Raw genomic sequence first — 24,649 nt, forward strand, 5'->3', positions numbered from 1 at the left:
CAGCCGCCGAGAATCCCCAGGAGCAGTGGTGTCGAAGCCGAAGGCCAAGCAGCAGTTCGTCGATCCCACGGCGGGCCCGGTCTTCTCGCCGCGGTTCATCGTGTCCCTGGTGATGATGGTCGCCGGTATCGCGTGGATGGCGTACTACTACATCGTGGTCCGGGTCGACCCCACCGCCACCACCCCGGGCGACCCCGGGAGCCCGGCGTTCATGGCCGACCTCGGCAACTGGAACTACGTGATCGGCTTCGGCCTGCTCTTCCTCGGCCTCGCCCTCTCCGCGCACCCCTCGACCCCCCTCGGCCGCGGCCGCGGCGTCGTGGTCGGGATGCTCGGCTGCTTCCTCATCGGGCTGCTGTGGATCTGCACGTACTACGTCTTCAGCAACGACACCAGCTCCATCCCGGTCTTCAACGACCTCGGCAACTACAACCTGGTCGTCGGCATCGGCTTCATGGCCGTCGGCTTCACCTTCGCCACCCGCTGGGAGTAGTCCCCCCGCGCACCCCACGCTGACCCGCCGTTAGTTGACGGCGGGTCAGCGTGCATTTCGTCCACAGCTGGGGACACGGCTGTGGAGAACTACACGGATGTAGTTCTCCACAGGTTCCTCCCCAGCTGTGCACGAATCCGGCGCGGGGCGCCACGAGCCGTGTTCCCGACCGGCGCGTGTGGCCGAGCGTGGCGTCAGGTGAGATTCACCGCCCAGGCGGAGAAACTCACGGTTCACGAGCGAACCTTCGTGCCACACCCGTGAGATTCACCGCTCAGGCGGTGAATCTCACCGCCCTTGCCCCCTCCTCAGGACAGGACGGCGGTCCGGGCGGCGATCAGCGCCAGCAGGACCACGGCGACCACGACGAGGCCGACGACCTGGTACGTCGTGCGGCGGGGGCCGCGGGGAGCGTAGACGAGGATCGCGCCGGCGGCGGCGCCGCCGAGGAAGCCGCCGAGGTGGCCCTCCCACGAGATGTTGGGGACGGCGACGCTGAGCACGACCATGAGCACGAGCCACATCAGCACGTTGCGGACGTCGGCCTTCACCTTGTTCGCGATCACGAGCAGCGCGCCGACGAGGCCGAAGACGGCACCGGAGGCGCCGAGGGTGAGCTGGTACTCCGGGGCCAGCCAGTAGACCACCGCCGAGCCGGCCACCGCGGAGAGCAGGTAGAGGGCCAGGAAGCGCCAGCGGCCGAAGACCTGCTCGAGCTGCGGCCCGAGGAACCACAGCGCCAGCATGTTGCCGAAGATGTGCCAGATCGTCACGTGGGTGAAGGCGCTGGTGACCAGCTGCCACCAGGCGCCGTCGGAGACGCCCGGGAGCCACTGGGCGCCGGCGGCGACGCAGCGCGACTGCTCCACGACGAAGGCGCCCTGGTCGGTCAGGCACACTCCGCGCGGGCGCAGCCCGAGGTAGTCGACCAGCCGGCTCGACGAGCCGCCCGTGGCCAGGATCGCGATCCAGACCCCGGCGTTGAGGGCGATCAGCACCGTCGTGAGGAAGCCCGGGTTGCCGGGCCGCACCCCGCCGTACGCCGTGCGCCCGCTGCGGGTCTGCTTCGCGCCCTGCGCCACGCAGTCGGGGCACTGGAACCCCACGGCGGCGTCGCGCATGCACTCCGGGCAGATCGGGCGCTCGCAGCGCTGGCACCGGATGTGCGACTCCCGGCCGGGGTGCCGGTAGCAGGTGGGCACCCCGGTCTCGGCGCCGGCCTCCGGGGTCGGTCCGCTGGTCATCGGGAGGTGGGGGAGGTCGGGTCAGGCGTTGCGGATCTCGACCGACTCGATCACGACCGGGTCGGTCGGGCGGTCGCCCGGGCCGGTCGTGGTGGTCGCGATGGCGTCGACGACGTCGCGGCTGTCCTGGTCGGCGACCTCGCCGAAGATGGTGTGCTTGAAGTTCAGCCACGTGGTCGGGCCGACCGTGATGAAGAACTGCGAGCCGTTGGTGCCGGGGCCGGCGTTGGCCATGGCGAGCTGGTAGGGCTTCTCGAAGGTCAGCTCGGGGTGCGGCTCGTCCTTGAAGGTGTAGCCGGGGCCGCCGGTGCCGGTGCCGAGCGGGCAGCCGCCCTGGATCATGAAACCGGGGATCACGCGGTGGAAGCCCAGGCCGTCGTAGAACGGGCCGGAGCGGCCGTTGCCGGCGTCGTACTCCTTGGTGCCCTCGGCCAGGCCCACGAAGTTCGCGACCGTCTCGGGTGCGTGGTTCGGGAACAGGTTGAGGACGATGTCGCCCCGGTTGGTCTTCAGGACGGCCTGCTGGTCAGCCATGGACTACCTCTCGCACGAGTGGGTACGACGGGCCCAGTGGCCCGCCGACCGGTCGCTCACGATCCTCCCACGTCCGGCAAGCGTGCCGGGACGGGGGAGCAGGCAGGGCCGCGCTGGATGCGTCCCCACCGCCGTGGTCGAATGGGACCGAACCGACGAGAGGAAGTGCACGCCATGGGCCTTCGCAGGAACAAGTCCCTCATCGACCAGGCAACGGACTACGTCGAGGAGATGATCCCGCAGCTCGAGGCCGCGGTCCTCTCCGCGCGCGAGAAGGCCGCCCCGGTCATCGCCGACGCCCGCGACAAGGCCGCCCCGGTCATCGCCGACGCCCGCGACAAGGCCGCGCCCGTGATCGCCGATGCCCGGGCCAAGGCTGCCCCGGTGCTGGCCGAGGGCGCGGCGTACGCCGCCGACAAGGCGGCGATCGGCGCCGCCATCGCCGCGGAGAAGGCCCAGCAGGCCAGCGAGCTCGCCTCGGCCAAGGCCGCGGAGCTCCAGGAGAGCGCCGAGGGCAAGAAGCGCAGCAAGGTCAAGACGCTGCTGCTGCTCGGCGGCATCGCCGCGCTCGGCGCCTTCATCTACAAGAAGCTGACCAGCGACGCCGGCAACGACAACTGGCAGTCCTCCTACACCCCCTCGCCCGCGCCGAAGGCCACCACCCCGGCACCGGCCGCGGCCCCCTCGACGACCGAGGACGCCGGCGGCTCCTCGCCCGACGAGGCGCTCAGCGACGCGACCGACGAGCCGCACCCGCCGAGCACGCCGTCCGACCCGGCCGAGGTCGTCGAGATCGACCCCGGTGCGGCCGAGAGCAACGGCAGCGGAGCCACGGGCGGCGCCCGCAAGGCCTGAGCGGGCCCCGCACCCACCTCAGCGGTCCGGCCGGTCGACCCGCGGCGCCTCGCGCCCGGGCTCGGCCGGCCGGTTCGCGTCCACCCACGCGTCGATCCGCTCCCACCAGTCGAAGAGCCAGTCGATCCGCTCGTCGCGGCCGGCGGGGATCTCGTCGCGCGGCACCTGCCACCAGCGCATCACGATCTGCTTGTCCATCGGCAGCTCGCGCCACAGGTCCCTGACCGTGACCAGGTGATCGAGCCCGGTGTGCGCGACCAGCACGACGTCGGCCCCGGGCGCGGCGTCCAGCGCCGCGAGCAGGCCGCCGGGGCGGGGCGCGATCACGTGCTCCATCCGCTCGGCACGCTGCGCCATCTTCTCCAGGCCGAGCTTGCGCAGCCGCTCGATCCCGCGCTGACGGCGCTGCGGCGTGAAGTTGCCCCCCTCGGGGAAGATCACGAACGCGTCGTTCTCGTCGAGGCCCGTGGCCAGCGCCGCGATCTGCGACTCGAGGTCCTCGCCCTGCCCGGGGTTCGGGGTGATGAAGCGGGCCGGGATCCGGGCCAGCAGCACCCCGATCATCGGGTCCCAGGCGAGGGTGTCCTTGAGCACAACGCGGGGCTCGCGGCCGTACCAGTGCATCAGCGCGTGGATGAGCGTGAACGAGTCGCCCGGCCCGGCGTGCCGGCAGCAGACGAGGATCGGGTTGCCCGGGTGGGCGTTCGGCGACGGTCCGTCGGTGGTGATCTCGAGGGCCAGCACGCGCTTGGCCTCGCGGAAGAAGACCCAGGTGAGGCCCTGCACGAGGTCGTAGTGCACCCCCTCCCAGTACGGCGTGCGGACCCGCCACCCGAAGCCCGAGGCCAGCCACCACCCGAGCAGGACCACCAGGCTCACCGACTCGAGCGTCATCCAGAGGATCACGATCCACAGCAGCCGCAGCGGCCGCCAGCGGCCGGGCAGCCGCGGCGAGAGCGCGGCCGCGACCAGCAGCCACGCCGGCGAGGTGAGCCAGACCAGCACGGTGAGCACCACGACGGCCGGCGGCAGCACGCACCGGCGCAGCAGCCAGGTCACGCCCGCCTGCTCACAGGTGCTCCCTCACAGGTGCTCCTCCCCCCACGGTCCCTCACCGGGACTCCAGGTACTCGCGGCACGCGTCGTACGTCGCGTCGATGCGGCGCTCGACGCTGCCGAAGTCACGGTAGGCCAGCAGCGAGTCGTCGCGCGGCGACGTGCCGCGGGCCGGGAGCACGTGGCACTCGACGTCGTCGGGCAGCTCCGCGAGCTCGCGGGCGAAGCGGTGCCGGCGGGCGATCTCGAACGACACCCGCGCCACCTCCCACGGCTTGCGCGGCGGCTCGAGCGGCCGGTCGACGCGCCCGACCTGGAGCACGAAGACCCGCGTGGCGCCGAGCTGCACCGCGCGGCCGAGCGGGATCGAGTTGACGATGCCGCCGTCGAGGAAGTGCTCGCCGTCGACCTCCGCCGGCGGTAGCAGCCCGGGGACCGCGGCGCTGGCGACCACCGCCGGGACCACTGGCCCGGAGTCGAACCAGTGCTCGGCCGCGCGCTCGATGCTGGCGGCGCAGACCTGCAGCCGCACGGGGAGGTCCTCGATGCGCAGGTCGCCGAACTCCTCGCCGAGCCGGTCGATGAGCGGCTTGGGCGAGTAGATGTGGGTGCGGGTCGACACCGCGCGCCGCAGCGTGCGCAGCGCCCGGTCGCCGTACACCTCGCCGCCGCCGGCCACCTCGAGCCACAGGTCGGTGAGCCGCTCGACGACCGAGAGCCGTGGCTCGCGGGCAACCATCGCGCCGTTGAGGGCGCCGACGCTCGTGCCGAGGACGAGGTCGGGCGTGACCTCCCGCTCGAACAGCGCGCGCAGCATCCCGACCTCGACGGCGCCGAGGATGCCGCCACCGCCCAGCACGAACGCCGTGGTCACCGCCGCGTCCTCCTCGCTACGCCGCGGGTGCGCCGGCGCCGGGGCTGGCGTCGGCGAGGAGCTCGGGGTGCTCGGCCCGCAGCTTGAGGGTGACCCGGTGCTCGACCCAGAAGATCAGCAGCGGCACCAGGCCGGCGGCCAGCACCAGGAGGGTGAAGGCGATGCTCCAGCCCGCCTTGCGGGCCAGCAGGAACGACGCCACCACGTAGGCCATGAACAGCCAGCCGTGGGCCACCCACATGATGCTGGCGGTCTCGCCGAAGGACTGCAGGCTGCTGCCATCGGTGGTGAGGTACTTCAGGGGCATGGCGACCAGTGCGCAGAAGGCCAGCAGCACGCCGACGACGAGGGCCAGGGCGCGCTGGACGGAGTACAGCTTCACGCACCGACGGTACCGGGGTGGTACCGAAGCACCCCGGTCGGACCACCCGTTCGGGTGACTCTGGGGGAAATGCGTGCAAAGCCGCCCGGCGAGGCGTTACATGGACGTGTTACCCGGATCACATCCCCTGCCGCACCAGACCCGAGGAGGGGTACGACGATGTGCCGCCACTCGCCCACCTGCCCCGACGTCGACAACGCCGACTGCTGCACCGCCCACACCGTCTCGGACCACTCCGAGCAGGGCTGGTGCCGGTTGTGCAACGGGATCATCCTGTTCGACGACGGTCGCTACCTGCACCCCGACGGCCACGTCGAGGCCGTGCCGCGCCGCTCGGCCTGAGCCCGACGCCGGTCGAGCCTGTCGAGACCACGTCGGTCAGCCGACCGGCTCCTGCGCCGGCCGGCCGGCGGCGTCCTCCGCGGCGAGCGTGTCGCGCAGGTGCCGCCACCACACGAACACCGCGAAGCCGCCGAAGACCCACCACTCGAGGGCGTAGAGCAGGTTGCGCACGGCCGTGAACTGCCCGACGGGAGGCAGCTGGTCGAGGTCCGCGGCCTCCAGCCCGTCCTGCCCCTCCTGGGCGACGGCGTACGCGCCGTAGAGGTCGACGTCGACGCGCTGCACGAGGTCCGCGACCCGCAGGCTGGTGAGCACGTCGTCGGTCGGGTCGTCGTCGGGGGGTGCGCTCCCGTCGGGGGGCTGGAGCCAGCCGACCAGGGTCGCGCTGCCCTGCGGGTCGGGCGGCGCCGTGCGCTCCGGCGTCCACCCGCGCACGACGGGGATGGCCGCGCTGCCGTCACCGACGGCCAGCGGCGTCACCACCCAGTAGCCCGCGCGGCCGTCGTGCTCGCGGCCGCTGACCAGCACCGTGGCGCCGGGCACCCACGTGCCCTCGAGGTCGACCGGCTGGCCCACGAGGTCGCCGGGGAAGGGCTCGTCGGGCCCGAGCGCCTCGTCGAGCGGCACGGGCGCCGCCGTCGTCAGGTCCCGCGCCTCGGCCGCGCGGCGGTCGTGCCAGGCGTCGAGCTGCCAGAAGCCGAGGAGCCCGGCCACCGCCACGCACACCAGCATCAGCAGGTGCACCCCCCAGAACCGCGGGGCGAGGACGCGACGCACCGCTCGATCCTACGGAAGACGGCGCGACCGCCCGGTGCCGGGAGCCCGGCACCGGGCGGTCATCGGGTCGGGGTCCGCGTCAGAACACGGAGCCCCAGTCGACCGTCATGGTGAGCAGCTGGCCGTGCTCGACCTGGCGGACCGGGTCGGAGAGGCCGGCGGAGGTGTGCACCTGGGCGTCGAACAGGAACGTGCCCTCACCCATGAGGTCGGCGACGTCGATGATCGCGCTCGACTCCTCGTCGATCGTCGAGGGTGCTGCCGTCGCGCCCGGGGCGAAGTGGGCCGGGTCGAACTGCGCCAGCGTGGCGATGCTGCCCGAGGCCAGGTCGTAGGCCAGCACCCGCGCCAGGTGCGCGTTGCCCCCCGGGTCCTCCTGGATCAGCAGGTGGCCGGCGTGGTCGATGTCCATGTTGTCCGGCTTGTTGAGGTACGGCGCCTCGGTGCCGTCGAGGGGCAGCTCCAGGGTCGCGCCCTCGGCGGGGTCCTTGACGTTGTCGAAGCGCAGCCGCCACAGGCCGCCGCCGTCGCGCGACACCGGCGCCCCGGTGACCGGGTCGTTCTCGACCGAGGTGGTGCCGCCGCCCTCGGTGGTGAGGAAGTAGTAGTCGTTCGGGTGGCGGGGGTCGAAGGCGCCGTCCTCGATCCGGTTGAGGCTGAGGCCGGAGGCCGCCGCGTCGGCGTTCTGCGCAGCGCCGCCCTTCGTCCAGTCGATGCCGTGCAGGACGACCGGCACCGCCTGCTCCTTGCCGTACGCCGCGCGGTACTGCGCGTCGGTGGAGACCGCCTGGTCGGCGACGTCGATCACCGCGAGCGAGCCGTTGGTCAGTCCGGCGCGGTCGACGGCCGAGCCCGACTTCTCCTTCTTGCCGGTGTAGACCCGCAGCTGGCCGCTGCCGCCGTCCTCGTTGCCGAGCACCACGGTCGCCCGGGTGCCGGTGTCGGCGGCGAGGGTGTTCTCCCACGAGAAGAGGCCGAGCCGCGGCAGCTGGGTGGCCCGGCCGTCGTCGGTGACGCCGAAGGAGCGGCCGTTGTCGCCGTTCTCCTCGTTGGCGAAGTAGACCTGGCCGCCGTAGCCGTAGCGGCTGCCGCCCGGGCCGTCGAGCTGGCCGGGGTCGGTCAGCGAGCCGGAGCAGAACCGGCTGAAGGCCGACGAGAACGGCGCGGTCGCGGCCGCGGCGTAGGTGCCCGAGGCGTAGTCCCAGTAGGCGACCTCATCGATGAGGTCGCGGGTCTGGAGCACCTGGCCCGTGCCCGGGTCGATGACGTTGCGCGAGACGAACGAGCCCTTCTGGCCGTGGGCCCGCACCACGCCGGCGGCGGCGGAGAGCTCGTGGTTCATGTAGACGACCACGTCGTCGTCCTGCGCGAACGCGCCGAGGCCGTCGGGGACGCCGACCATGTCCACACCCGGGTCGGGACGGGCGGCGTCGTCGACGGTGAGCAGCGAGGTGACCGACACGCCGGCGTGGGCCGGGAGGACGTACGGCGCGATCGTGGTCGAGGGGCCGTCGCCGGTGGGCAGGGCGGAGGCGGGCGCGGCGAGGCCGGTGACGGCCGCGGCCAGGGAGAGGAGGCCGAGGCCCACGGTGGCCCGGCGGAGGTGGGTTGTCATGGCCCGGACGCTAGGAAGAGCGGGGGACGCCACCCCGGCGCCGTCGTGAACCGGCTGTGAACACCGCGCGGACACTCCGGGGCCGACGTCCGGATGGTGGTCTGACCACTTGACCACCTGTCGGAAGCCTCCGTACGGTCCGGCACCATGCCGCTGCAACCCGTCACCCGCCGCTCCGTCCCCGACGAGGTCTTCGAGCAGGTCCTCGGGGAGGTGGTGGACGGCGGGCTCGCCGCCGGCGAGACGCTGCCCAGCGAACGACGCCTGGCCGAGGTGCTCGGCGTCTCGCGGCCGGCGGTGCGCGAGGCGCTCCAGCGGATGGCGCAGACCCGGCTGGTCGAGGTCCGCCAGGGCGGGTCGACCACGGTGCGCGACTTCCGGCGCTCGGCCGGGCTCGACCTGCTGCCCCGGCTGCTGGTGCGGGGCGGTCGCCTCGACGGGGCCGTCGCCCGGAGCATCCTCGAGGCGCGGCTGGCGGTCGGACCGGCGGTCGCCGCGCTCGCGGCCGAGCGCGGGGGGCCGGTGCTCGAGGCCACCCTGGTCGACACGGTCGACGCCCTGGCCGCCGCCGACGGGCCGGACTCCGGGGTCGAGCAGCAGGTGCTGGCGCTCGCCTTCTGGGACCAGGTCGTCGACGCCGCCGACTCGCTCGTCTTCCGCCTGATGTTCAACAGTCTGCGCGCCGCCTACGAGCCGGCCCTCGAGGCGCTCGCCCCGCTGATGGCCGCCGAGGTCGGGCAGGTCGACGCCTACCGGGTGCTCGCCGCCGCGATCGGCGGGGGCGACCCCGACACCGCCCGGGCCGCGGCCGACCGCGTGCTCCGCCCGGCCACCGCCCAGCTGATGGCGGCGCTGGCTGCCGTCGAGACCACGACCCCGGAGGCGTGATGACCCGACCGACCCCCGAGGTGGAGCGCCTGGCCGCCGACCGCCTGGCCGCCGACGAAGCCCGCACCGGTCGTCGTACGTCGATCACGGTGGGCGAGGCGTGGCGCGAGTTCTGGCGCCACCCGAGCCCGCCGATGATCGCGGCGTTCCTCGTCGGCTCGGTCGTGGCCCGCGTGCTGGCCGGCCCGGGCGCGTGGTGGGAGCTCCTCATCCCGGTCACACTGGTGGCGCTCTTCCCGGTCATCGAGTGGGTGGTCCACGTGGTCGTCCTGCACTGGCGCCCGCGCGACCTCGGGCCGGTGCGCATCGACTCGCGGCTGGCCCGCGACCACCGGGCGCACCACGCCGATCCCCGCGACCTGCCGCTGGTCTTCATCCCGTGGAAGGTGCTGGTGTGGCTGCTCCCGGCGTACGTCGTGGTGGCGCTGCTGGTGGTGCCCGACCGCACCGCGGCGCTGACGCTGCTGGTGTCGGTCTACGCGACCAAGGCCGGCTACGAGTGGACCCACTACCTCGTGCACAGCGACTACCGCCCGCGATCGCGGTGGTACCGCGCGGTGTGGCGCAACCACCGCCTGCACCACTACAAGAACGAGCACTACTGGTTCACCGTGACCAGCGCCGGCACGGCGGACCGGCTGTTCGGCACCTGCCCCGACCCCGCGTCGGTGGAGCGGTCGCCCACGGCGCGGGCCCTGCACTCGTGAGCGCCTCCTGACGCAGACTGGCGCCGTGAGCATCACGACGCTGAACTCCACGCTGGTCTACGAGAACCCCTGGCTCGCGGTGCGCGAGGACCAGGTGGAGTACGCCGACGGCAGCCGCGGCACGCAGTCGGTCGTCGACCGGCCCGACTTCGCGCTGGTGCTGCCAGCCGAGCGCGACGGGTTCCACCTCGTCGAGCAGTACCGCTACGCCACGGGCCTGCGGTCGTGGGAGTTCCCGTCGGGCTCCTGGCCCCCGGGCAGCGCGGGCTCGGTGGAGGAGATGGCGGCCGCCGAGCTCGCCGAGGAGACCGGCCACACCGCCCGGCACTGGCACCGGCTCGGCGGCCTCCACGTCGCGAACGGCACCACGGGCCAGGTCGTGCACGTCTTCCTCGCCACCGACCTGACGGCCGGTCAGCCGCGGCGCGAGGTCGCCGAGCAGGACATGCGCGCGCAGTGGTTCCCGCGCGCCGAGGTCGAGCGGATGCTGCGCGACGGCACCATCACCGACGCGCCGTCGCTCGCGGCGTACCTCCTGCTGACGCTGAAGGTGCCGACCGTCTGACGTGCTCAGCCGGTGGGCTCAGCACGCCCGCCGGCAGGGCAGCGCCGACAGACTTCCCCCTCAGCACGGGCAGAGTCTGCCAGTGACCGCGTGCCGCGGCGCCTGCGGGGCACGGGTGGCCGTGCGGAAGATCGGGGTGGAGGAGGAGCTGCTGCTGGTGGACCCGGAGACGGGTCGCACCACGGCGGTGGCGCAGCACGCGGTGCGGGCCGAGCCGGAGGTGGAGGCGGAGCTCTACCTGCAGCAGATGGAGTCACAGACCCCGCCGGTCAGCACGCTCACCGAGGTCGCCGAGGAGCTGCGCCTCGAGCGGCAGGGCCTGGTCGACGCCGCGGAGGCCGCGGGCGCGGCGGCGGTCGCGGTCGGGACGCCGGTGCTCGTCATGGACGACGTCGCGTTCACCCCGACCGACCGCTACCGCCGGATCCGCGACGAGTACGGCGAGCTGGCCAGCTCCGCGCTGGCCTGCGCCACCCACGTCCACGTCGACGTCACCCCCGACGAGGCGGTGCACGTGGTGGACGGCATCGGGCCGTGGCTGCCGGTGCTGCTCGCGCTCAGCGCCAACTCGCCGTACTGGCAGGGGCGCGACACCGGCCACGCCAGCTGGCGCTCGCAGCTGTGGTCGCGGTGGCCGACGTTCGGCACGGGTCAGCCGTTCGGAGACCGCGCGACGTACGACGAGGTGGCCGGGCGGCTCGTCGACTGGGGCGCCGGGCTCGACCCCGGGATGGTCTACCTGCCGGCGCGGCTCTCGCCGCGGTACCCGACGGTCGAGCTGCGGGTCGCCGACGTGTGCACCGAGCTCGGCGACACGCTCCTGCTCGCGGCGCTTGCGCGCGCCCTGGTCGCGACCACCGCCGCGGCGCCGGCGACCCCGCCCGTGTCGGCCTGGCGCAGCGAGCTGGTGCGCGCCGCGATGTGGCGGGCCGCGCGCTACGGCATCTCCGAGCAGCTCGTGCACCCGGCCACCCGCGACCTGGCGCACGCCGACGAGGTGGTCGACGCGCTCGTCGCGCACGTGCGCCCTGCGCTCGAGGAGCACGATGACGTCGACGCCGTGCGCGACCTGCTCGGCGCGCTGCGCGCCCGCGGCACCGGGGCGACCGCGCAGCGCCGTACCTTCGAGCGGCACGGCGACCTCGCCGAGGTCGTCCACGACCTGCGCCGGCGGACGGCGCAGGCCGCGGTCGACTGAGCTAGCAGGCCTCGCGCAGCGCGGGCAGGAGCTCCTTCTCCGCCCAGCGCAGGAAGTCCTCCTGGCCGGCGTCGCCGACCTGCACCAGCGCGAGGTCGGTGAACCCGGCTTCCGCAAAGGCGCGCGCCGCCTCGAGGACCGGCTCCACCGCCGGGCCGCACGGGATCGACTCCGCGACGTCCTCGGGCCGCACGAACTGGGTGGCGCCGTCGAAGCCGGCGGTGCCGGGCAGCTCGGCGTTCACCTTCCACCCGCCGCCGAACCAGCGGAACTGATCGTGCGCGACCCGCACGGCGTCCTCGCGCAGCGGTCCCCAGCAGATCGGCATCTGCCCGATCGCCCGGTCACCGTGGGGCCCGGCCTGGCGCCAGCCCTCCACCAGGTCGGCCCTCGGCTCGACCGCGATCAGGTGGTCGACCATCGGTGCGAAGGTCTGCACCGACTGCTCGCCCGACACCGCGACGCCGATCTCGACGCGCTCGTCGGGGAGGTCCCAGAGCTTGGCGGAGTCGACCCGGAAGTGCTCGCCCACGTGGTTGACGTAGCCGCCGCCGAGCAGCGCGTCGATGATCTCGACCGCCTCGACCAGCATCTCGTGGCGCACGTTGACCGGCGGCCAGCCGCGGCCGACGACGTGCTCGTTGAGGTTCTCCCCGGCGCCGAGCCCGAGCGTGAACCGCCCGCCACTCAGCACGCCGATCGTCGCCGCCTTCTGGGCGACCACCGCTGGGTGGTAGCGAAAGGTCGGGCAGGTCACGTAGGTCATCAGGTCGACCCGATCGGTGACCTGGCTGATCGCGCCGAGCATGCTCCACGCGTACCCGGCGTGCCCCTGCTCGTCGAGCCAGGGGAAGTAGTGGTCGCTCATCACCTCGAAGTCGAACCCGACCTCCTCGGCCTGCGCGGCGTACCGCACCAGGCTGCGCGGCGGGGACTGCTCGGTCATCAGGGTGTAGCCGATGCGCACGGGGTGGACCTCCTCGAGTACGGCGGACGCGTCGTCCCGCCGTACCCCGAAATCACGCTGACCCGCCGTTAACTAACGGCGGGTCAGCGTGGAGGTGGTCGTTCGCGTGGAGCCTAGGGGACTCGAACCCCTAACCCCCTGCTTGCAAAGCAGGTGCGCTACCAATTGCGCCAAGGCCCCTGGGTCCTCCGGGGGCGGGAGCCCCGCGGGCCCGGAGGGGTGGGTCAGGCCTTGTGCTGGCCGGCGGAGCCGGACGCCGGGTCGACGGTGTCGGTGGCCGCGGCCCAGAGCGCCTGCTCGTGCTTGCCCTCGTCGAGCTTGCGCTTGGCGAACACCGCGCCGGCGACGGCCAGGCCGAGGAGGAGGATCTTCTTCACGGGAGGCTTGCCTTCCGGTTGCGCTGATGGGACAGGTCTGCGTCGCAGACCGGGAGTTGGAGCGTATCCAACCCCCGGCCGCGCGACATCATCGCCTCTGCTCGAGCGAGACCAGTCGCTGGTGGGTCTGCCGGATCTGTGCCCAGGACGCCGGCACCGTACGACGCGCCGCGGCGAGGCTGCCCGGTTGGAAGTCGGCCGGGAACCCGTTCTCGGCGGTCGGCTCGGGCCGCGTGCCGGTGTAGAGCCACGCGTCGAAGAACGAGCCGAGGTCCTCGCCCGACACCTGCTCGGCGAGCGCGATGAAGTCGGCGACCGAGCCGTTGCCGTAACGGCGCTCGGCGGCCCACCGGCGCATCGTGGTGAAGAAGGCGTCGTCGCCGACCCGGGTGCGCAGCGCCTGCAACGTCATCGCGCCCCGGTCGTAGACCGCGCCGTTGAACTCGTTGTGGGCACCGGGGTCCCCGATGATCACGCTCCAGAAGTCTGAGTTGCCGGCGTAGTAGTCCCAGTAGGCCGAGAACAGCTCAGCGCCGGTGCCCTCGTCGTGCTTCTCCGACCACACCCACTCCGCGAAGGACGCGAAGCCCTCGTTGAGCCAGATGTCGCGCCAGTTCTCGACCGAGACCGAGTCGCCGTACCACTGGTGCGCGAGCTCGTGCACGACGACGTAGATGTTGGGGCCGTTGCGCCAGAAGCCGCGCGTGTAGACCGGGCGGGTCTGGTTCTCCAGCGCGAAGCCGAAGTCGGCGGCGGGGGCGACCCCGCCCATCGCGTCGAACGGGTAGGGGCCGAACTGGCGGGACTCGAACCGGATCACCTCCGGCGTGCGGGCGAGGTCCGCAGCGGCGTACTCGCCCTCGCTGCCGCCGTCGGAGGCGACGGCCGTGACGACCGGCAGGCCGTCGGCGCGCCAGCGGGTGATGTCGAACTGGCCGACGACGAAGAAGGCGAGGTAGGTCGCCATCGGCTTCTTCTCTCGCCAGTGCCAGGTGCGCTCGCCGCGGTGGGTGTGCTGCGAGACCAGGACGCCGTTGCCGAGCGCCTCGAGGTCGCGGGCGACCGTCACCCTCACGTCGAACGTCGCCTTGTCGCGCGGGTGGTCGTTGGACGGGTACCACCACGGCGCGATCTCGGGCTCACCCACCGCCGCCACGCCGTCGTCGGTGCGGATCCACGGCGAGATGCCGTCGGAGGTGATCGTCGACGGCACGCCGGCATAGGTCACGTCGACGACCATGCGCTCACCGTCGTGCAGCGCCTTGCGCGGCGTGACGACCAGCTCGTGCTCGCCCTGGGTGTACGCCGCCGGGCGGCCGTTGACCCGCACCGACGAGACCGGCAGCACGAAGTCGAGGTCGAAACGCGAGAGTGCCTGCGTCGCGCGCGCCTTGATCCGCGTGGTGCCGGCAAGCTCGTCGGTGGCCGGCTGGTAGGACACGGCGATGTCGTAGTGACCGACGTCGTAGCCGCCGTTGCCGTAGTCGGGGTAGTAGGGATCGCCGATGCCGGCGGCACCGGGACTGCCGCCCGGTGGCACGGCCTGGGCGAGCCCGCCCGGTAGCAGCAGTGCCGCCCCGACGGCGAGGGCGGTGCGGCGCAGGCGCGCGTGTGGAGCTGTGGTCATGCTTCCTCCCGAGATGAGGTCCCCTGTGACGTGGACCACACAACCACAGCCGGCCGACACGGCGCGAGGGTCGACCGCGAAGGTCCGGAGAGCACGAACCGCCTCGCGCGGCGGGCGGAGGCGGTGCGGGAGTGAGGGTGGGCCTAACAGGACTTGAACCTGTGACCTCTTCCTTATCAGGGAAGCGCTCTAACCGTCTGAGCTATAGGCCCGGGGTGCCGGACTGCCGGCGGGGTCCCCGGCGTACGCCGGGCGACCGGGAGGTGACACTACCCCACCCCGCGAGGGGCCGACAAAACGGCCCGGACGCGGGGGAGGAGCCTCAGTGCTGGTCCTCCGCGAGGGTCAGCTCGATGCCGCCGAGGAGGGCCGCCGACATGTTGTACATGAAGGCGCCGAGGGTGGCGATCGCGGTCAGCAGCAGCACGTCGATCACCGCGACGAGCATGGTGAAGCCCATGACGCGCGAGAGCCCGATGTAGGTCTGCACGTCGAAGTCGTCGGCGCTGTCGCCGCCCACGACGTTGGTGACGGTCTGGTTGATCGAGTCCCAGACACCGGCGGCGCCGAGGACGGAGTAGACCATGAACACCGAGACCACGACCACGACGCCGGCAGCGATCGAGAGCAGGAACGACGTCTTCATCACCGACCACGGGTCGATCCGGGTCAGCCGGAGCCGGGCGCGGCGCGGGGCACGGCCGCGCGTCCTGCGCGCGGGCGGCGCGGGCTGGGCATCGGCGTTGGCGCGGTGCTCGTCGGCGGCACTGGCCAGCTTGGCCTGGATCCGCTCGGTCAGGGGCGGACGCCCTGCGGTGTCGTCACGGTCGACGGCGGGCCTGGCTGCGGTGCGTTCGGCTGAGCGCTCCGTCATCCGTCGTCACCCTCCCCTTCGCTCTCGGCGTCCGACGCGGCGCTCGCGGGCGGGTCGGCCACGTCGTCGGATTCGTCGATTGTTGCATCCGCAGCCTGAGAGGGCGATTCCGCGGGCTGGTCGACGCCCGTCCCGGTGCTCTCGTCGGCGCCCTCGTCGGCGTCCTCGGCGAGCACCTCCTCCTCGCGCGACTCCACCGATCGCGCGACCACGGCGACCGAGTCGCCGGCCTTGGGCGTCACGAACTTCACGCCCATCGTGGAGCGACCGGTCGCCCGGAAGCCCTCGTTGATGGGGCTGCGCACGACCTGGCCGCCGGCGGTGATCGAGAGGATCTCGTCACCCTCCTCGACGATGAAACCGCCGACGAGGCTGCCCCGCTCCTGGTTGGTCAGCGCCATCGCCTTGATGCCGAGGCCGCCGCGCGACTGGAGGCGGTACTCCGAGATCCGCGTGCGCTTGGCGAAGCCGCCGTCGGTCATGGTGAAGACGTACTGCTCCTTGACGTCGGGCAGCGCGCCCGGCTCGGTCGAGGCGCCGTCGGCCGCTGCCTGCGCCTCGGCGGCCTCCTCGGCCGCGACCTGCTCGGCCCGGATCACCGACATCGACAACAGCGAGTCACCGGCGCGGAACTTCATGCCCGAGACGCCCGACGTCGCGCGGCCCATCGGCCGCAGCTGGGTGTCGTCGGCGCGGAACCGGATCGCCTGGCCCTTGCGGGAGACCAGGAGGATGTCGTCGTCGGGGCCGACCAGCTCGGCGCCGATCAGCTCGTCGTCGTCCTCACGGAAGTTGATCGCGATCACGCCGGCCTGGCGCGGGCTGTTGTAGTCGCCCAGGCGGGTCTTCTTCACCAGGCCGCTGCGGGTGGCCAGCACCAGGTAGGGGGCCTGCTCGTAGTCGCGGATCGCCAGCACCTGCGCGATGTCCTCGTCGGGCTGGAAGCTGAGCAGCCCGGCCACGTGCCCGCCCTTCGCGTCGCGTGACGCCTCGGGGAGGTTGTAGGCCTTGGTGCGGTAGACCCGGCCGGCGGTCGTGAAGAACAGCAGCCAGTGGTGGTTGGAGGTCGCGATGAAGTGCTCGACGACGTCGTCCCCGCGCAGGCTGGCGCCGCGCACGCCCTTGCCGCCCCGCTTCTGGGTGCGGTACTGGTGGCGCAGGGTCCGCTTGGCGTAGCCGCCGCGGGTGATGGAGACGACGAGCTCCTCGTCGGGGATGAGGTCCTCCATCGACAGGTCACCGTCGGCCGGGATGATCTGCGTACGCCGGTCGTCGCCGTAGCGCTCGACGATCTCCGCGAGCTCGTCGCCGATGATCTGCCGCTGGCGGGCGGGGTTGGCGAGGATGTCCTCGTAGTCGGCGATCTCTTCCTCGATCTCGGCCAGGCGGTCGATGATCTTCTGCCGCTCCAGGGCCGCGAGGCGGCGCAGCTGCATGTCGAGGATGGCGTTGGCCTGCACCTCGTCGATCTCGAGCAGCGCGATCAGGCCCTGGCGCGCGTCGTCGATCTCGGGCGAGCGCCGGATCAGTGCGATCACCTCGTCGAGCATGTCGAGCGCCTTGACCAGGCCGCGGTAGACGTGGGCCTGCCGCTCGGCCTCGCCGAGGAGGTAGCGGGTGCGGCGCTGGATGACGTCGACCTGGTGGGTGACCCAGTTGGAGATGAACTGGTCGATCGACAGCGTGCGCGGCACGCCGTCGACCAGCGCCAGCATGTTGGCGCTGAAGTTGGTCTGCAGCTCGGTGTGCTTGAGCAGGTTGTTGAGGACCACGCGCGCGACCGCGTCGCGCTTGAGCACGACGACCAGCCGCTGGCCGGTGCGGTCGGAGGTGTCGTCGCGGACGTCGGCGATGCCCTGCACCCGGCCCGAGTCGGCGAGCTCGGCGATCTTCAGCGCCAGGTTGTCGGGGTTGACCATGTAGGGCAGCTCGGTGATCACCAGGCAGGTGCGGCCCTTGGCGTCCTCGTCGACCTCGATCACCGCGCGCTGGGTGATCGAGCCGCGGCCCGTGCGGTAGGCCTGCTCGATGCCCTGGTGGCCCACGATCAGGGCGCCGTTGGGGAAGTCGGGGCCCTTGACCCGCTCGAGCAGGGCGTCCTGGAGCTCCTCGCGGGTGGCGTCGGGGTGCTCGAGCGCCCACTGCGCACCCGAGGCGACCTCGCGCAGGTTGTGCGGCGGGATGCTGGTGGCCATGCCGACCGCGATGCCGGCCGAGCCGTTGACGAGCAGGTTGGGGAACCGCGCCGGCAGGACGACGGGCTCCTCGGAGCGACCGTCGTAGTTGGGCTGGAAGTCGACGGTCTCCTTCTCGATGTCACGGACCATCTCCAGCGCCAGCGGCGCCATCCGGCACTCGGTGTACCGCATGGCGGCGGCGGAGTCGTTGCCCGGCGAGCCGAAGTTGCCCTGCCCCTGCACCAGCGGGGCCCGCATCACCCAGGGCTGGGCGAGACGGACCAGGGTGTCGTAGATCGCGGTGTCGCCGTGGGGGTGGTACTGACCCATGACGTCACCGACGACGCGGCTGCACTTGGAGAACCCGCGGTCGGGGCGGTACCCGCCGTCGTACATCGCGTAGAGCACGCGGCGGTGCACCGGCTTGAGGCCGTCGCGGACGTCGGGCAGCGCGCGGCCGACGATGACCGCCATCGCGTAGTCGATGTAGGAGCGCTGCATCGACACCTGCAGGTCGATCGGCTCGATCCGGCCGCCACCCCCGCCGCCGCCGTCGCCGCCCATCAGGTTGTCGGTCTGCTCGGTCACGTCTCTTCGTCTCTCTGGTCGGCTCTACTCGAATCTAGGGATCTGACTAGAGACCTAGATATCGAGGAATCGGACGTCCTTGGCATTTCTCTGGATGAAGGAGCGGCGCTGCTCGACGTCCTCGCCCATCAGCACCGAGAAGATCTCGTCGGCACGGGCGGCGTCCTCGAGCGTCACCTGCAGCAGGATCCGGCCGTCGGGGTCCATCGTGGTCTCCCACAGCTCCTTGGCGTTCATCTCGCCGAGACCCTTGTAGCGCTGGACGGGGTTCTCCTTGGGCAGCTTCTTGCCCGCGGCCTGGCCGTCGCGGAGCAGGGCCTCGCGCTCGGCGTCGGAGTAGACGAACTCGTGCTCGTACGGCTTGTTCCACCGCAGGCGGTAGAGCGGCGGCTGCGCCATGTAGACGTAGCCGTGCTCGATCAGCGGCTTCATGAACCGGAACAGCAGCGTCAGCAGCAGGGTGTTGATGTGGTGGCCGTCGACGTCGGCGTCGGCCATCAGCACGACCTTGTGGTAGCGCAGCTTGTCGAGGTCGAACTCGTCCTGGATGCCGGTGCCGAGCGCGGAGATGATCGACTGCACCTCGGTGTTGGCGAGCACCTTGTCGATGCGGGCCTTCTCGACGTTGAGGATCTTGCCGCGGATCGGGAGGATCGCCTGGATCCTTGGGTCGCGGCCCTGGCGCGCCGAGCCGCCGGCGGAGTCGCCCTCGACGATGAAGACCTCGCACTCCTCGGGGTTGGTCGACTGGCAGTCGGACAGCTTGCCGGGCAGGCCGCCGCCGCCGAGCAGCCCCTTGCGCGAGCGGGCGAGGTCGCGGGCCTTGCGTGCCGCGAGCCGGGCCGAGGCCGCGGCCTGGGCCTTGCGCACGATGTCGCGGCCCTCCTGCGGGTTCTGCTCGAGCCACGCGCCGAGCTGGTCGTTGACCACGCGCTGGACGAAGCCCTTGGCCTCGGTGTTGCCGAGCTTGGTCTTGGTCTGGCCCTCGAACTGCGGCTCGCCGAGCTTGATGGAGATGATCGCGGTCAGGCCCTCGCGGATGTCGTCGCCGGAGACGCGGTCCTCCTGCTTCTTCATCAGGCCCCAGTCGAAGCCGGCGTTGTTGATCAGCGTGGTGAGCGCCGCGCGGAAGCCCTCCTCGTGGGTGCCGCCCTCGTGGGTGTTGATGGTGTTGGCGAAGGTGTGGACCGACTCGGTGAAGGTCGTGTTCCACTGCATCGCGACCTCGAGGCTCATGTGGTTGCCCACGCCGGAGGTCGCGTCGGCCTCGAACGAGATGATCGTCGGGTTGGCCGGCTGCTTGGAGCGGTTGAGGTGCTCGACGTAGTCGACGAGGCCGCGCTCGTAGCGGAAGATCCGCTCGATCCCGCCGCCCTCGCCCTTGCGGATCGCGTCGGCGCCAGTGCCGTCGACCTCGGGGCCCACGGTGTCGTCCTCGACCGCCTCGAGGATCTCGGCCGCCACGGGGCGCTCGTCGCGCACCACGATCTCGAGGCCCTTGTTGAGGAAGGCGTACTCGCGGATGCGCGAGGTGATGGTCTCGAGCGAGTAGGTGGTGGTCTCGAAGATGTCGGGGGAGGCCCAGTAGGTGATCGTGGTGCCGGTGCGCTCGCCGGGCTCCATCGCCCGGACCTCCTCGAGCTCGCCGTCGGGGACGCCGACGGAGAAGGTCTGGCGCCAGAGGTGCCCGCGGTTGCGCACCTCGGCCACGACGCGGCTCGACAGCGCGTTGACGACCGAGACGCCGACGCCGTGCAGGCCGCCGGAGACCTTGTAGCCACCGCCGCCGAACTTGCCGCCGGCGTGGAGCACGGTCAGCGCCAGCGTCAGCGCCGGCAGCTCCTGCCCGGGGGCGGTGTCGGTGGGGATGCCGCGGCCGTTGTCCTCGACCCGGACGCCGCCGTCGGCGAGGAGTGTGAGCACGATCCGGTCGCAGTGGCCGGCGAGGGCCTCGTCGACGGCGTTGTCGACGATCTCCCAGATCAGGTGGTGGAGCCCGCGCTCGCCGGTCGAGCCGATGTACATGCCGGGCCGCTTGCGGACCGCCTCGAGGCCCTCGAGGACCTGGATCGACGAGGCGTCGTAGGCGACCTCGGTGCTGCTGGTGGAACTGACCTCGACGGCGGTCTCGTCGGACACACGCACCCTCTTCGCACCCCGGCCGGCGACCCGGATGGTCGCGACTCGTCCCGTCGTGGCGGACGGTGGCCCGGCACGACGAGGGCCGCGGCTGCAGTGAGCCTCGACCCGGTCGCCATGGTACCCCGCAGAAGGCCGCTGAGCACGGACCCACCCCCGGAACGGGGGTCCGTCCGTGTCGAGGATGGCCCTCCACAGGCCCGTGAGGGCCGCGCAGACGCGCTCGGAGGGGGTCGCCCGGGTCCCCCTACCGTCGCGAGGCCCGCAGATCGGCCTCCGCGGGTTGTCGCGGTCAGCCGTAGGTGTCGCGCGGCCCGCGGCCGTCGCGAACCGATCGGGGACCCTTCTTCCAGGTCGGGCCGTGGGGTCCGAGCACCTCGATCAGGGTCACCGTGCCGTGCCCGAGCTCCTCGTTGAGGCGGCGTACGACGGTGGGGGCGAGCAGCCGCAGCTGGGTCGCCCAGGCGGTCGAGTCGGTGCGGACGACGAGACGCCCGTCGGCGAACGTCTCGGGCGTCGAGTGGGCGGCCACCTCGTCGCCGACGAGCTCGGCCCAGCGCCCGAAGACGCCGTGCACCTTGAGGTCGACCTCCCACCCGTGGTCGGCGACCACGCGCGGGACCGTGAGCCCCAGCGGCTGCGGGTCGCGCTCGTCGGGGTACGCGCCCGACGCCTTGCCGGGGACGCGACGCGGCCTACTGCCCGGGCGCGGCGTACGGCGGGCCGGGCCGACGCCGCGCGAGGCACGGGCCAGGGCGCGGGCGAGCTCGAGCCCGTCGGAGCGGTGCGGCTCCTCCGCCGGCTCCGGGGTCGTGCCCACCGGGGATCCGTCGTCAGCCACGGAGCACCGTCCCGTCGGCCACGACGTAGCGGGTCCCCGCGAGCGCCGCCGGCACGTCGGCGTCGACCGCGGCCGTCACCAGCACCTGCTCGGCGCCGGCGACGAGCTCGGCGAGCTGGTCGCGGCGCCCCGAGTCGAGCTCGGCGAAGACGTCGTCGAGCACCAGGATCGGGTCGTCGCCCTCCGCACGCAGCAGGTCGTACGACGCCAGCCGCAGCGCGAGCGCGAACGACCACGACTCGCCGTGCGAGGCGTAGCCCTTCACCGGCAGGCGGGTCTCGCCGTTGCCGAGGGTCAGCACGAGCTCGTCGCGGTGCGGGCCGACGAGGCACACGCCGCGGTCGAGCTCGTCGTTGCGACGGCGCGTGAGCTCGTCGAGCAGCGCGGGCTCGAGGTCACCGGCGGTCTGCGCGGCCGGGGGGAGCTCGAAGGAGGCGCGGTACTCGACCTCGGCGTCGTCGCGACCGGCCCCGCGGGCGACCGCCTGGTAGGCCTTGCCGACGTAGGGCCGCAGGGCGTCGACGAGCCGCAGCCGCTCGGCCAGCAGCTCGGCGCCGGCGCGGGCGAGCTGCCCGTCCCACACGTCGAGCGTGGCCAGTGCGGACTCGGCCGACGAGGAGCCGCGGCGCGCGGCGCCCGCGGTCTTGAGCAGCGTGCTGCGCTGGCGCAGCACCCGGTCGTAGTCGGCGCGGACGCCCGCGAGGCGGGGGGTCCGGAGCACCAGCAGGTCGTCGAGGAAGCGGCGCCGCTCGCCCGGGTCGCCCTTGACGAGCGCGAGGTCCTCGGGCGAGAAGACGACCGTGCGCACCAGGCCGACGAGGTCGCGGCTGCGGGGGAGCGGCGAGCGGTTGACCTTGGCGCGGTTGGCCTTGCCCGGCAGCAGCTCCACCTCGAGCACGGCCTCACGACCGTCCTTGACCACGGTGGCCCGGACGACGGCGCGCTCGGTGCCGGCCCGCACGAGCGGGGCGTCGGTCGCCACCCGGTGCGAGGAGAGCCGGGAGAGGTAGTCGATCGCCTCGACCAGGTTGGTCTTGCCCTGCCCGTTGCGACCGACGAATGCGCTCGCGCCCGGGTCGAGCGCCACGTCGACCTCGGCGTAGGAGCGGAAGTCGACGAGCTGGAGGCGGGTGACGTGCACGGTCGCGCGGTGGTGGGCTAGCTGCCCTGGCTGGGCGCGTCGCCGCCGGGGGGTGCGCTGGTCCGCATCGCGTGCCCGCCGAACTGGTTGCGCATGGCCGCGACCGCCTTCATCGCGGGGGAGTCGTCCTGGCGGGAGACGAACCGCGCGTAGAGCGCGGCGGTGATGGCCGGGGTCGCCACGGCGTGGTCGATGCCGGCCTCGACGGTCCAGCGACCCTCGCCGGAGTCCTCCGCCCAGCCGGCCACGCCCTCGAGCCCGGGGTCCTCGTCGAGCGCGGAGACGAGCAGGTCGAGCAGCCAGGAGCGGATCACCGTGCCCTCGCGCCAGGAGCGGAAGACCTCGGTGACGTTCTCGACCTCCTGCGAGGCCTGGAGCAGCTCCCAGCCCTCGGCGTAGGCCTGCATCACGGCGTACTCGATGCCGTTGTGCACCATCTTGGAGAAGTGCCCCGCACCGACGGGCCCGGCGTGCACCGAGCCGAACTCACCCTCGGGCTTGAGCGCGTCGAGGGCCGGCTGCACCTTGGCGACGTCCTCCTCTGAGCCGCCGTACATCAGCGCGTAGCCGTTCTCACGGCCCCAGACCCCGCCGCTCACGCCGCAGTCGACGTAGCCGACGCCCTTCTCGGCCAGCAGCTCGGCGTTCTTGTGGTCGTCGGTCCACCGCGAGTTGCCGCCGTCGACGACGAGGTCGCCCTCGTCGAGCAGGTCGCGCAGCGCCAACACGGTCTGGCGGGTGGGGTCGCCCGAGGGGACCATCACCCACACCACCTTCGGCGACGGCAGCGCCGCGACGAGGCCCGCGAGGTCGTCGACGTCGGAGAGTGAGGCGTCGCGGTCGTAGCCGACGACGGTGTGTCCGGCGGCGCGCAGCCTCTCGCGCATGTTGCCGCCCATCTTGCCCAGCCCGATCAGCCCGATGTGCATGGACCCACCGTAGGGCGTGGGCGGGCAGAACTCACAGGAGTCGTCGCGGCATCAGCAGGTAGCGGAAGCCGGAGTCCTCGCCGCCCTCGGTCACCGCGCCGGAGATCACGACCGGCTTCGAGGCCTGGGTGAAGGCGAGCTCGACGACGTCCTCGTCGATCGCGGTGAGCCCGTCGAGGAGGAACTGCGGGTTGAACCCGGTGGTGATGTCCTCGCCGTCGATGGTGGCCTCGATCGACTCCGAGGCCTGGGCCTCGTCGCCGGAGCCGGCGTCCAGGGTGAGCACCCCGTCGCTGAAGGCCAGCTGGACGGCGGTGTTGCGCTCGGCGACCAGGGCCACGCGCTTCACCGACTCGACCAGGGCGTGCTTGTCGAGGCGCGCCGTGGTCTGGTGCTCGCTGGGGAACAGGCTGCGGACCTTGGGGAACTCGCCGTCGAGCAGGCGGGTGGTGGTGCGTCGTACGCCGCCGGCGCCGGTGCCCTCGAAGCCGATGATGCCCTCGCCGGTGCCCGAGGAGCTGAGCGAGATCGTCACCTCGCCGCCCGCGGTCAGCGAGCGGGCGGTGTCGCCGAGCACCTTGGCCGGGACCAGGGCGGCCATCGACTCGTCCGGGGTGCGCGGCGACCAGTCGAGCTCGCGCTGGGAGAGGCGGAAACGGTCGGTGGCGAGCAGCGAGATCCGCGAGCCGTCGATCTCGAGGCGGACGCCGGTCAGCACCGGGAGCATGTCGTCGCGGCCGGCGGCCGTCACCGCTTGGGAGACCGCGTGCGCGAACACGTCGCTGCGCACGGTGCCCGTGGCCTGCGGCATCGCGGGCAACGTGGGGTAGTCCTCGACCGGGAGCGTCTGGAGCGTGAAGCGGGCCGAGCCGCAGGTCAGCGAGACGCGCGGACCCTCGAGCACCATGTCGACCGGCTTGGCGGGGAGGCTGCGGCAGATGTCGGCGAGGAGCCGGCCACTGACCAGCGCACGGCCCTCGTCGGCCACCTCGGCGGCGAGCGTCGCGCGCGCCGAGGTCTCGTAGTCGAAGGTGGACAGCTCGAGGCCCTCGTGGCCGGCCTCGATGAGGAGACCGGCGAGGACCGGGACGCTGGGGCGGACCGGGAGGCTGCGGGCAGCCCAGGCGACGGCATCGGCGAGCACGTCGCGGTCGACGCGGAACTTCACGTGGTGGGTCCTTCTCGGGCGGAGGGCTCGGAGCAGAGGGCTCTGGACTGAGCATCCTGCCATGCGGTCGGGGGTGACGGGTGTTTCGGTGTGATTCGAGCAGACCGGTCCGCCGGGCCGTCCGAGCCGCGAGTGCACAGGTCGGGGCCCAGGTGGTTGTTCACCGATGATCGAGCCAATTGGAGGTGAGTGGGAGTCACAGCAGGGGTGGAATCTGTGGAGGAGCAGCGTTCGTGCAGGTCACAACGGCAATGACCGGTGGACGCAGCCTGTGGAGGAGGGTGTGGTTCG

General features: G+C 72.4%; 24 protein-coding genes and 2 tRNA genes. 7 read left to right on the top strand and 19 right to left on the bottom strand.

Annotation, left to right across the window (positions count from 1 at the left end):
* Positions 1–28 precede the first annotated feature (28 nt).
* Positions 29–493: a cell division protein CrgA gene (locus ACFPGP_RS06200; RefSeq protein ID WP_378588350.1), complete on the top strand. Its 465-nt coding sequence runs from the start codon at positions 29–31 to the stop codon at positions 491–493.
* A 308-nt stretch (positions 494–801) separates the two neighbouring features.
* Here the strand turns inward: ACFPGP_RS06200 and ACFPGP_RS06205 are convergent, their stop codons facing one another.
* Entirely contained in the window at positions 802–1,737 is a 936-nt protein-coding gene (locus tag ACFPGP_RS06205) for a rhomboid family intramembrane serine protease (protein ID WP_378588353.1), read from the bottom strand.
* A gap of 21 nt (positions 1,738–1,758) precedes the next feature.
* Entirely contained in the window at positions 1,759–2,271 is a 513-nt protein-coding gene (locus ACFPGP_RS06210; RefSeq protein ID WP_378588356.1) for a peptidylprolyl isomerase, read from the bottom strand.
* Positions 2,272–2,445: 174 nt separating this feature from the next.
* On the opposite strand from ACFPGP_RS06210, the gene ACFPGP_RS06215 reads away from it, so the two are divergent.
* Positions 2,446–3,126: a hypothetical protein gene (locus tag ACFPGP_RS06215; RefSeq protein ID WP_378588359.1), complete on the top strand. Its 681-nt coding sequence runs from the start codon at positions 2,446–2,448 to the stop codon at positions 3,124–3,126.
* An 18-nt stretch (positions 3,127–3,144) separates the two neighbouring features.
* Here ACFPGP_RS06215 and ACFPGP_RS06220 read toward each other — a convergent pair whose 3' ends face one another.
* Genes ACFPGP_RS06220 through ACFPGP_RS06230 form a run of 3 tightly spaced genes read right to left on the bottom strand, consistent with a single transcriptional unit; the run spans position 3,145 to position 5,438 of the window.
* A complete protein-coding gene (locus ACFPGP_RS06220) occupies positions 3,145–4,185 on the bottom strand; it encodes a lysophospholipid acyltransferase family protein (RefSeq protein WP_378588362.1) in 1,041 nt (346 codons plus the stop codon).
* A gap of 52 nt (positions 4,186–4,237) precedes the next feature.
* Positions 4,238–5,056, bottom strand: a complete 819-nt coding sequence (locus tag ACFPGP_RS06225; RefSeq protein ID WP_378588364.1) for a patatin-like phospholipase family protein — start codon at positions 5,054–5,056, stop codon at positions 4,238–4,240.
* Positions 5,057–5,072: 16 nt separating this feature from the next.
* The gene (locus tag ACFPGP_RS06230) at positions 5,073–5,438 is read right to left on the bottom strand and encodes a DUF3817 domain-containing protein (protein ID WP_378588367.1); all 366 of its coding nucleotides are present in this window, start codon (positions 5,436–5,438) and stop codon (positions 5,073–5,075) included.
* 159 nt (positions 5,439–5,597) lie between these two features.
* Between ACFPGP_RS06230 and ACFPGP_RS06235 the strand changes: the two genes are divergently transcribed.
* Positions 5,598–5,780, top strand: coding sequence for a DUF5999 family protein (locus ACFPGP_RS06235; protein WP_378588369.1), 183 nt, complete (start codon positions 5,598–5,600; stop codon positions 5,778–5,780).
* 36 nt (positions 5,781–5,816) lie between these two features.
* Here the strand turns inward: ACFPGP_RS06235 and ACFPGP_RS06240 are convergent, their stop codons facing one another.
* Both ACFPGP_RS06240 and ACFPGP_RS06245 read right to left on the bottom strand, forming a co-directional pair.
* Positions 5,817–6,557, bottom strand: a complete 741-nt coding sequence (locus tag ACFPGP_RS06240) for an SURF1 family protein (protein ID WP_378588372.1) — start codon at positions 6,555–6,557, stop codon at positions 5,817–5,819.
* Positions 6,558–6,636: 79 nt separating this feature from the next.
* The gene (locus tag ACFPGP_RS06245) at positions 6,637–8,172 is read right to left on the bottom strand and encodes an alkaline phosphatase PhoX (protein ID WP_378588374.1); all 1,536 of its coding nucleotides are present in this window, start codon (positions 8,170–8,172) and stop codon (positions 6,637–6,639) included.
* A gap of 147 nt (positions 8,173–8,319) precedes the next feature.
* On the opposite strand from ACFPGP_RS06245, the gene ACFPGP_RS06250 reads away from it, so the two are divergent.
* From ACFPGP_RS06250 to ACFPGP_RS06265, 4 genes are all read left to right on the top strand, one after another.
* The gene (locus tag ACFPGP_RS06250; protein WP_378588376.1) at positions 8,320–9,060 is read left to right on the top strand and encodes a FadR/GntR family transcriptional regulator; all 741 of its coding nucleotides are present in this window, start codon (positions 8,320–8,322) and stop codon (positions 9,058–9,060) included.
* Entirely contained in the window at positions 9,060–9,767 is a 708-nt protein-coding gene (locus tag ACFPGP_RS06255; protein WP_378588379.1) for a sterol desaturase family protein, read from the top strand. The genes ACFPGP_RS06250 and ACFPGP_RS06255 overlap by 1 nt, the downstream gene beginning before the upstream one ends.
* A 25-nt stretch (positions 9,768–9,792) precedes the next feature.
* Positions 9,793–10,332 (top strand): NUDIX domain-containing protein, encoded by a 540-nt coding sequence (locus tag ACFPGP_RS06260; protein ID WP_378588381.1) that lies wholly within the window; start codon positions 9,793–9,795, stop codon positions 10,330–10,332.
* A gap of 82 nt (positions 10,333–10,414) precedes the next feature.
* Complete coding sequence (locus ACFPGP_RS06265) at positions 10,415–11,530, top strand: carboxylate-amine ligase (RefSeq protein ID WP_378588384.1); 1,116 nt, start codon at positions 10,415–10,417, stop codon at positions 11,528–11,530.
* Between the two features lies 1 nt (position 11,531).
* On the opposite strand, the gene ACFPGP_RS06270 is transcribed toward ACFPGP_RS06265, so the two are convergent.
* From ACFPGP_RS06270 to dnaN, 12 genes are all read right to left on the bottom strand, one after another.
* The gene (locus tag ACFPGP_RS06270; protein WP_378588386.1) at positions 11,532–12,497 is read right to left on the bottom strand and encodes a TIGR03557 family F420-dependent LLM class oxidoreductase; all 966 of its coding nucleotides are present in this window, start codon (positions 12,495–12,497) and stop codon (positions 11,532–11,534) included.
* 107 nt (positions 12,498–12,604) lie between these two features.
* Positions 12,605–12,677: transfer RNA gene (locus ACFPGP_RS06275), tRNA-Ala, on the bottom strand.
* Between the two features lie 44 nt (positions 12,678–12,721).
* Positions 12,722–12,874 carry a DLW-39 family protein gene (locus ACFPGP_RS06280; RefSeq protein ID WP_378588388.1) on the bottom strand — a complete coding sequence of 51 codons (153 nt, stop codon included), beginning with the start codon at positions 12,872–12,874 and terminating at the stop codon, positions 12,722–12,724.
* A gap of 88 nt (positions 12,875–12,962) precedes the next feature.
* On the bottom strand, positions 12,963–14,501 hold the full coding sequence (locus ACFPGP_RS06285) for a M1 family metallopeptidase (protein WP_378588391.1): 1,539 nt from the start codon (positions 14,499–14,501) through the stop codon (positions 12,963–12,965).
* Between the two features lie 138 nt (positions 14,502–14,639).
* A tRNA-Ile gene (locus tag ACFPGP_RS06290) sits at positions 14,640–14,713 on the bottom strand.
* Positions 14,714–14,823: 110 nt separating this feature from the next.
* On the bottom strand, positions 14,824–15,375 hold the full coding sequence (locus ACFPGP_RS06295) for a DUF3566 domain-containing protein (protein WP_378588393.1): 552 nt from the start codon (positions 15,373–15,375) through the stop codon (positions 14,824–14,826).
* Positions 15,372–18,116, bottom strand: coding sequence for a DNA gyrase subunit A (gyrA, locus tag ACFPGP_RS06300; protein WP_378588976.1), 2,745 nt, complete (start codon positions 18,114–18,116; stop codon positions 15,372–15,374). Before gyrA ends, ACFPGP_RS06295 begins: the two co-directional genes overlap by 4 nt.
* Positions 18,117–18,194: 78 nt before the next feature.
* Positions 18,195–20,279 (bottom strand): DNA topoisomerase (ATP-hydrolyzing) subunit B, encoded by a 2,085-nt coding sequence (gene gyrB / locus ACFPGP_RS06305; RefSeq protein WP_378588396.1) that lies wholly within the window; start codon positions 20,277–20,279, stop codon positions 18,195–18,197.
* Positions 20,280–20,571: 292 nt separating this feature from the next.
* Entirely contained in the window at positions 20,572–21,120 is a 549-nt protein-coding gene (locus ACFPGP_RS06310; protein ID WP_378588399.1) for a DciA family protein, read from the bottom strand.
* Positions 21,113–22,261 (bottom strand): DNA replication/repair protein RecF, encoded by a 1,149-nt coding sequence (gene recF / locus ACFPGP_RS06315; protein ID WP_378588402.1) that lies wholly within the window; start codon positions 22,259–22,261, stop codon positions 21,113–21,115. The genes ACFPGP_RS06310 and recF overlap by 8 nt, the downstream gene beginning before the upstream one ends.
* Positions 22,262–22,278: 17 nt before the next feature.
* Complete coding sequence (gnd, locus tag ACFPGP_RS06320; RefSeq protein WP_378588405.1) at positions 22,279–23,190, bottom strand: phosphogluconate dehydrogenase (NAD(+)-dependent, decarboxylating); 912 nt, start codon at positions 23,188–23,190, stop codon at positions 22,279–22,281.
* A gap of 31 nt (positions 23,191–23,221) precedes the next feature.
* Positions 23,222–24,358 (bottom strand): DNA polymerase III subunit beta, encoded by a 1,137-nt coding sequence (gene dnaN / locus ACFPGP_RS06325; RefSeq protein ID WP_378588409.1) that lies wholly within the window; start codon positions 24,356–24,358, stop codon positions 23,222–23,224.
* Positions 24,359–24,649 lie beyond the last annotated feature (291 nt).

This window comes from Nocardioides taihuensis, from assembly GCF_042657275.1.
GTDB lineage: Bacteria > Actinomycetota > Actinomycetes > Propionibacteriales > Nocardioidaceae > Nocardioides > Nocardioides taihuensis.